The sequence below is a fragment of the Synechococcus sp. OH30 genome (assembly GCF_047462175.1).
Lineage (GTDB): Bacteria > Cyanobacteriota > Cyanobacteriia > Thermostichales > Thermostichaceae > Thermostichus.
The window spans coordinates 146,369-152,824 of sequence record NZ_JANSIP010000007.1 but is presented as its reverse complement, the minus strand read 5'-3'; the positions used below and the strand labels follow the sequence as shown (position 1 = coordinate 152,824).

The window sequence follows — 6,456 nt, the reverse complement described above, 5'->3', positions numbered from 1 at the left end:
GCTTTGAGCTTGGCCTCCAGTCGGTTGATTTTCTTCCATCTCCTAGAAGCCTTCACCCCCTTCCTGGGTGCACGCTTTCGTCGCTTAAGTTTGGCGATCTTGCGAATTTTCTCCTCACTCCTCTGCGTAAACCGAGGATTAGCAACCTCATAGAACTCACTCCCGTCATATAGGGTTATGGCGGTCTCGGTGCCCAAATCGTAGGCAACGATGGACTCATACTTCAAGTCTGACCGGGAACCAAACTTAGGCCGAGGTACTTCCACCTCTACAGTGAAGGAAGCGTACCACTGCCGTAAAGTTGGCTTGTAGACAATAGTTAGCGTGGTAGGTTTCCCCCAGTCCAAGGACTCCGTCCCGCTAACGCGACTGGCTTTACCACGCATCCTCAGGGTAATGCCCAGGTCCCTGAGAGTAACGGTGCCGTGCTTACCGTTGCTGGCTACTTTCCAGCCCGAAGTGCTGGGATAGGTCCAGCCGGAGTACCGCTGGATTGACTTGAACTTAGGCCTTTTACTCAGCCCTTGAAAGAAGCGCTGATAGGCAAAATCTACCCGCTTGACCGTAGCTTGCAGAGAATGGGAGTGGAGTTGAGCGAACTCCGGCCACGCCTGCTTGAACTCCGGCAGAAGGTTCTGCTGCTCAAGGTAAGTAACCGTCCGGCGGTTGCGCCGGTACTCATAGCGTCGGTGAGCAACGCAAGCGTTGTAGAGGTAACAGTGCAAACGGCGGGCAGACAACAAAGCCCGCTCTTGGGTTTTGTTGGGGTACAGCCGAAAGGTCTGCCGCCTGACTACCAGTACAGTTTCAGTCACCTTTTGTGACTTAGTCGAAGCCACAGCAAGTGTAGCATCGAGAATGGCAGACTAAGAAGCGACGCTGACGCAGTTTTTAGAATTCACTTGCACGTAGTGTTTGTAACGAAATACTGGTCACTAAAGTGTATTGGGAAGGGCTAGGCTTTGGCATGATTTGCTGCCTAGAAATTGTGAAGCAATACATCCAGAATCAGCCAGAGGGTGCTATCCATCCCCACCGTATAGACCGTGGGGAATTCCGCACCTTACGTTAACCCAGTATGCAGGTTTGCGGTGCAGGGGGGTGGGCAGGCGGGCGCCCTACAGCCATTCCGCCTCCGGCGTTTCTTCCCCTGCTTGCTCCTGGGCCCCCCAGACCCAATCGGTGAGGTCCTGGGCAGGGATCCCTTGCGGCATGAGCCCGTGGCAGCGGGAGCAAAACAGACAACTGGCACAGCGTTCACCGTAGGGGATCCCGGGAAAGTCCTGCGCCCCCAGTTGCCGCAGACGGGCCAGGGTGGCTTTGAGGTGGGCCAGATCCCGCTTGTAGGCGGCGGCGCTGTAGCGCAGCTGAAAAGGCTGCTGCGGGTGTTGCACATACCAAAAGGTCAGTTGCACCTGCTCCGGCTGGAAGGGGACTTCCAGGGGCAGTTGATCGGCCACCCCACACAGCAGCAGCGGGTAGAGGCGCACCTGCCAGTCCTGGGCCAACTGTTCGTCGGGGGGGCGCTGCCGCTCCGTCTTCCAATCCACAATCTGCAGGGATCCCGGGGCAATCACCAGCCGATCCAGGCGGGCAGTGAGGTTAAACCCCTCTATGCGCTGCCAGAGGGGCAATTCGGCCAACACCCGCCCCTGCGGATGAGCATGAGGACTGGCCAAGAACACCTGCCACCACTGGCGTACTGTCTCGTCCAAACCAGACAAGCGCGGCTCCACCTGCCGCCCGCGGCTGTACCACTCCACCAGGCGGTGGAACTGCTGGCCTCGCCGTTGTTCTGCTTCGTGCTCAAAGGCATTGGCTGCAGGCCAGAGAAGCCGCTCTAGGTACACGTAGCAAAACAAGCGGGGGCAGTAGTCCAATAGCGATAGAGCCGAAGCCGAGAGGTTGACCTGCTCAAGCCCCAACCTCAGCGAGGAGAGAGCGGAAGGGATCCCGGACATGAGTCAAGACAAGGAGGTTATGGCCATTCTATGGGACTGCAATTGAGTCGGCTGCCAGGACAAGGAATGGCCTCTAGAAAGGGATAGAATTAAACTCAGGCTGGCGCTAGGTTTTGTGCCACTAGCGCCTGAGCCTTTGCCAACCGTCTCGAGAGCGAGGAAAGGGCCGTGGAGCTAGCTGAGATCGAGGAGTTGATGAACAAAGCAGTGCAGGCCACCCAGCGCTCCTTTAACACGGTGCGCACCGGGCGGGCCAATGCCAGCCTGCTGGATCGCGTTCAAGTAGAGTACTACGGCGTTCCCACTCCCCTGAAGGCGCTAGCCAGCATTACCACTCCAGATGCCAGCACTCTCTTGATCCAGCCTTTTGATCCCTCGACCCTGGCGGCAATTGAGCGGGCCATCCTTGCCTCTGACCTGGGCCTGACGCCCAGCAACGACGGCAAGGTGATACGCCTCACTCTCCCCCCGCTAACGGAAGAGCGGCGCAAGGAGCTAAGCAAACAGGTGGCCAAGCTGGCCGAAGAGGGCCGGGTTTCTATTCGCAACATTCGCCGCGACGCCATTGACGCGGTGCGCAAGCAGGAGAAAAACGGCGAGATCTCCGAAGACGAGTCCAAGAGTCGCCAAGAAGAGATCCAAAAATTGACCGACCGCTATGTCAAGAAGATTGACGAGCTGCTGGCAGAGAAAGAAAAGGAACTAACCACGCTCTAGGACTTGCAGCAGCGCTTTCCCTCGATCCCTATAGCCAGAGCTTGGCTTCGATCAGGAGGGAGGGAGAGGGCGGGCTTGTAGCATGAATCTTATCCTGTGTCATCAAGCGGCAGATTTTGACACCCTGGGGGCGGCGGTGGGCGCAGCTCGGCTCTATCCGGGTGCTCGTATTGCCTTGACCGGCGGATCCCTGCCAGGGGTGCAGGAGTTCTTGGCCCTCTACCGGGACGAGTTTCCCCTCATCGAGCTGCGCTCGGTGGATCCCCGCCAGGTGCAGCGCTGGATCCTGGTAGATTGCCACGATCCGGATCGCCTGGGCAAGGCCGCTGCATGGTTGAGCGCACCCGGGACGCAGATCGAGATCTTTGACCACCATGTCGGGGATCCGCCAACCCCGCCCGAGCGCCTGTGGCCCCAGCAGCAAGTTAGCGCTCACATTGAGGCCGTGGGATCCACCTGTACCCTCCTAGTGGAGCGGCTACAGGCGGCTGGGATCCGCCTCAGCCCCTTTGAGCGGCTGGCCCTGGCTTTGGGCATCCACATGGACACGGGATCCCTGACCTTCCCGGAAACCACGGCCCGCGACGCTGCGGCCCTCACCTGGCTGTTGCAGCAGGGGGTAAACCTGGGGTTGTTGCGGCGCTTCTTGGGGGATGGCCTTACCCCCTTGATGCAGGAGCTGCTGAGTCAGGGGTTGGCCCAGATGCAGGTGGAGGAGGTGGGGGAGTACCGCCTGGGAACATGGCTCCTAGAGCTGCCGGAGTTTGTGCCCGGCTTGGCCGGCCTGGTGATGCGGCTGATGGAGCTGACAGGGGTGGATGTGCTGCTCTTGGTGGCGCGGCAGGGGGAGCGGCTCAGCCTCATTGGGCGGGCGCGGCAGGAGTTTGCCCAACTGGGTCAGGTGATGGCCCGCTACGGCGGCGGAGGCCACGACTGCGCGGCAGCAGCTACCCTAAAAGCCTCCCCAGACCAGCCCTTGCCCGACCCAGCCCAGGTGCTGGCCGACCTGAGCCAGGCAGTTAAAGAGCAGATCCCGCCGCCGGTGACGGCTAAGGATTTGATGTCCTCCCCGGTGCGCACCATTCGGCCCGAGGTTACCATTCAGGAGGCGCAGCGGGTGCTGCTGCGCTATGGCCACTCTGGCCTGGTGGTGGTGGACGCCCAGGGCCGCCTGGTGGGGGTGATCTCACGGCGGGACATTGACATTGCCCTGCACCACGGCTTTGGCCATGCCCCCGTCAAGGGCTACATGACCACGGATGTCAAGACCCTCTCCCCTGACACTCCGCTGGCGGAGATCCAGCGGCTGATGGTGCAGTGGGACATTGGCCGTCTGCCAGTGCTTCAGGATGGCCAATTGGTGGGCATTGTTACCCGCACCGACGTGTTGCGGCACCTGCACCAGTTGCCGGCCCTCTCGCCTCGCCTAGCTGTTCCTGCCTTCTCCTGTCCTCTGGATCTCACCTTTGCTGCTCTCTCGCCGCGGCACCGCCAGCTGCTAGAGGAAGCTGCCCGCCTTGCCGACGAAAAGGGTCTGCGGCTGTATCTGGTGGGGGGAGCGGTGCGGGATCTACTGCTGCACCAGTGGGGACGGCAGCCTCCCTCTCGCCTGGAGCGGCTAGATCTGGACTTGGTGGTGGACGGGCCTTACCCCTTGGCCGCCGATGGTACGGATCCGCCGGGCTGGGGGTTGATCCTGGGGAAGGCCCTCAAGCAGCACTTCCCCGAGGCGCGGTTGGAGATCCACGGCAAGTTCCAAACAGCAGCCCTGATCTGGCCAGGGGGCTTTTGTGTCGATATTGCCAGTGCCCGCACGGAGTTTTACCCCTACCCGGCTTCGCCCCCTGAGGTGGCCATGGGATCCATCCAGCAAGATCTCTACCGGCGGGATTTTTCCATCAATGCCCTGGCCCTGCGCCTCAACGGCCCCCAGCGGGGTCAGTTGCTGGATTTTTTCGGCGGGCAAGCTGATCTGCAGCAGGGGATCATCCGCGCTCTCCACCCCAACAGCTTCATTGAGGATCCCACCCGCATCTACCGGGCGGTGCGCTTTGCTGTGCACCTGGGCTTTACGCTGGATCCGACCACCGAGGAGTGGATCCGCGCTGCTGTAGCCAGCGGCCTCCACGATGCCGTTGGCGGGGAGCGCCTCAAGCAGGAGCTGGCCTACATCCTCCGCTCCCAAGACTGGCCCATGGCCTTTGAGCGGCTCTCGGCGTGGGGAGCCCTGCGCTGCATTCACCCCGATCTAACCTGGGAGCCTTCCCTGTGCCAGCGGCTGCAGCGGGTTGGCCGCTGGGCCTATCACTTCCGCCGCCGCTACCCCGAGTTGGGATCCCAGGAGATCTGGCAACTGCGCCTGGAAGCTCTACTTCTGGCGCTGCCCCAAGCGCCCCAGGTGGCAAGCCAGCTCCACCTCACCCAAGCGGGCATCGAACGCCTCAGCCATTTCCCCTCCTACCAAGCCTTGCTAGCGCAACTGGCAAGCGGATCCCTCTCCCCAGCCCAGGTGGTGCAGCTGCTGCAGCGGCTGCGTATCCCGGAGGTGATCCTGTTGGCGGGGCTTGCCGACAAGCCAGCGCGGCGGCTGATCTGGCGCTACCTGCAGGAGTGGCACTGGGTGAAGCCGCCCCTCAACGGCCACGATTTGCGCCGGCTGGGCTATAAGCCGGGCCCCCTGTTTCAAGAGATTTTGGATTGCCTACGCTACCTTACCCTCAATGGCGAGCTCACCACTCCTATTGAGGCAGAAGCCTGGCTGCGGGAACACTACCCCTTGCCGCCACCTGCTGGCAACCTCAAAACCGGCAGAGAAGGGCCAGACCCACCATTAAGCCACTCCACACTCCCAGAACCTGCCGCAGTAGCTGCAGGCTCTCCTGCACTACCTGGCGGCTCAAAGGGCGAGCTGGGATCCCCACCTTTGGCTTAACCTTGGGAATGCCGCGGTAGCGATTGGTTCCTCCCAACTGAATCTGCAGCCGCCAGGCAAAGGCTGCCTCGCTCCACCCTGAATTGGGGCTGGGATCTGCCTGCCCGTCGCGGCGACAGCGCTGCCAAAACCTCCAGGGATCCCCGCTCAGCAGCGCCAGCGTCAGTACCGTTAGCCGGCAGGGCAGCCAGGTTAACACGTCCTCGCAGCGGGCCGGCACCGTGCCCAGGTAGGTAAAGGGGGCATGGCGATAGCCCACCATTGAGTCCAGCGTGCTACTGGCCTTGTAAGCCAACGCCAAGGGTGCTCCCCCCAGAAAGGCATAGAACAAGGGGGCCGTCGCCCCATCGGGGGTATTTTCCGCCACTGTCTCGATCACCGCCCGCAGAATCTCTGGCTCCGTCAGGTGCTCTGTATCCCGACCTACATAGCGGCTAAGGCGTTGGCGGGCCTGCACCAGATCCCCTTTTTCCAAGAGATCCAACACTTCCAAGGCAGCAAAGCGCAGGCTGCGCCCCCCCAAGCAACTGGCCATCAGGATGGCCTGCATTAGGATCCCTGCCCAGGGGTGGAGAGTGTGGGCAATGGCAATGAGACCCCAGCCCGCTGCGTAGGAGCCCGCCAGCAGCGCCACGGTAAGAATTGCCCCGCCCCAGCGCTGGGCTAGGGGAGTTGAACAGTGCTGGAGAATGCAGCCTTGGCCCCAGGCAATAACAGCCCCCATTACCCGCACGGGGTGAGGCCACCCCCAGGGATCCGCCAGCAGATAGTCCAGGGCCAAAGCTGCCACTAGCACCAGAGGAGCAGTTGGCTGAGCAGGGAAAAACAGCCAGGCTTCCATCCTGC

At 61.5% G+C, this 6,456-nt stretch carries 4 protein-coding genes and 1 pseudogene; 2 read left to right on the top strand and 3 right to left on the bottom strand.

All coding sequences use genetic code 11. From position 1 onward, the window contains the following. Together NW830_RS09420 and NW830_RS09415 are read right to left on the bottom strand one after the other, a co-directional pair. On the bottom strand, window positions 1-815 hold an 815-nt coding region (locus NW830_RS09420), incomplete at its 3' end, for an RNA-guided endonuclease InsQ/TnpB family protein (protein WP_414404678.1). Window positions 816-1,118: 303 nt separating this feature from the next. After that, on the bottom strand, window positions 1,119-1,961 hold the full coding sequence (locus NW830_RS09415) for a PD-(D/E)XK nuclease family protein (protein WP_414361824.1): 843 nt from the start codon (window positions 1,959-1,961) through the stop codon (window positions 1,119-1,121). 168 nt (window positions 1,962-2,129) lie between these two features. Between NW830_RS09415 and frr the strand changes: the two genes are divergently transcribed. Together frr and NW830_RS09405 are read left to right on the top strand one after the other, a co-directional pair. Beyond that, the gene (frr, locus tag NW830_RS09410; RefSeq protein WP_414361827.1) at window positions 2,130-2,678 is read left to right on the top strand and encodes a ribosome recycling factor; all 549 of its coding nucleotides are present in this window, start codon (window positions 2,130-2,132) and stop codon (window positions 2,676-2,678) included. A gap of 82 nt (window positions 2,679-2,760) precedes the next feature. Beyond that, window positions 2,761-4,917, top strand: a pseudogene (locus NW830_RS09405) (CBS domain-containing protein); the annotation flags it as partial. Between the two features lie 559 nt (window positions 4,918-5,476). Here the strand turns inward: NW830_RS09405 and cbiB are convergent. After that, a complete protein-coding gene (cbiB, locus tag NW830_RS09400) occupies window positions 5,477-6,451 on the bottom strand; it encodes an adenosylcobinamide-phosphate synthase CbiB (RefSeq protein ID WP_414361829.1) in 975 nt (324 codons plus the stop codon). Window positions 6,452-6,456 lie beyond the last annotated feature (5 nt).

What these genes read in the sequence shown, in the direction of transcription:
- NW830_RS09415 (WP_414361824.1), bottom strand. Translation starts at nt 1,961, where the DNA reads ATGTCCGGGATCCCTTCCGCTCTCTCCTCGCTGAGGTTGGGGCTTGAG.
- cbiB (WP_414361829.1), bottom strand. Translation starts at nt 6,451, where the DNA reads ATGGAAGCCTGGCTGTTTTTCCCTGCTCAGCCAACTGCTCCTCTGGTG.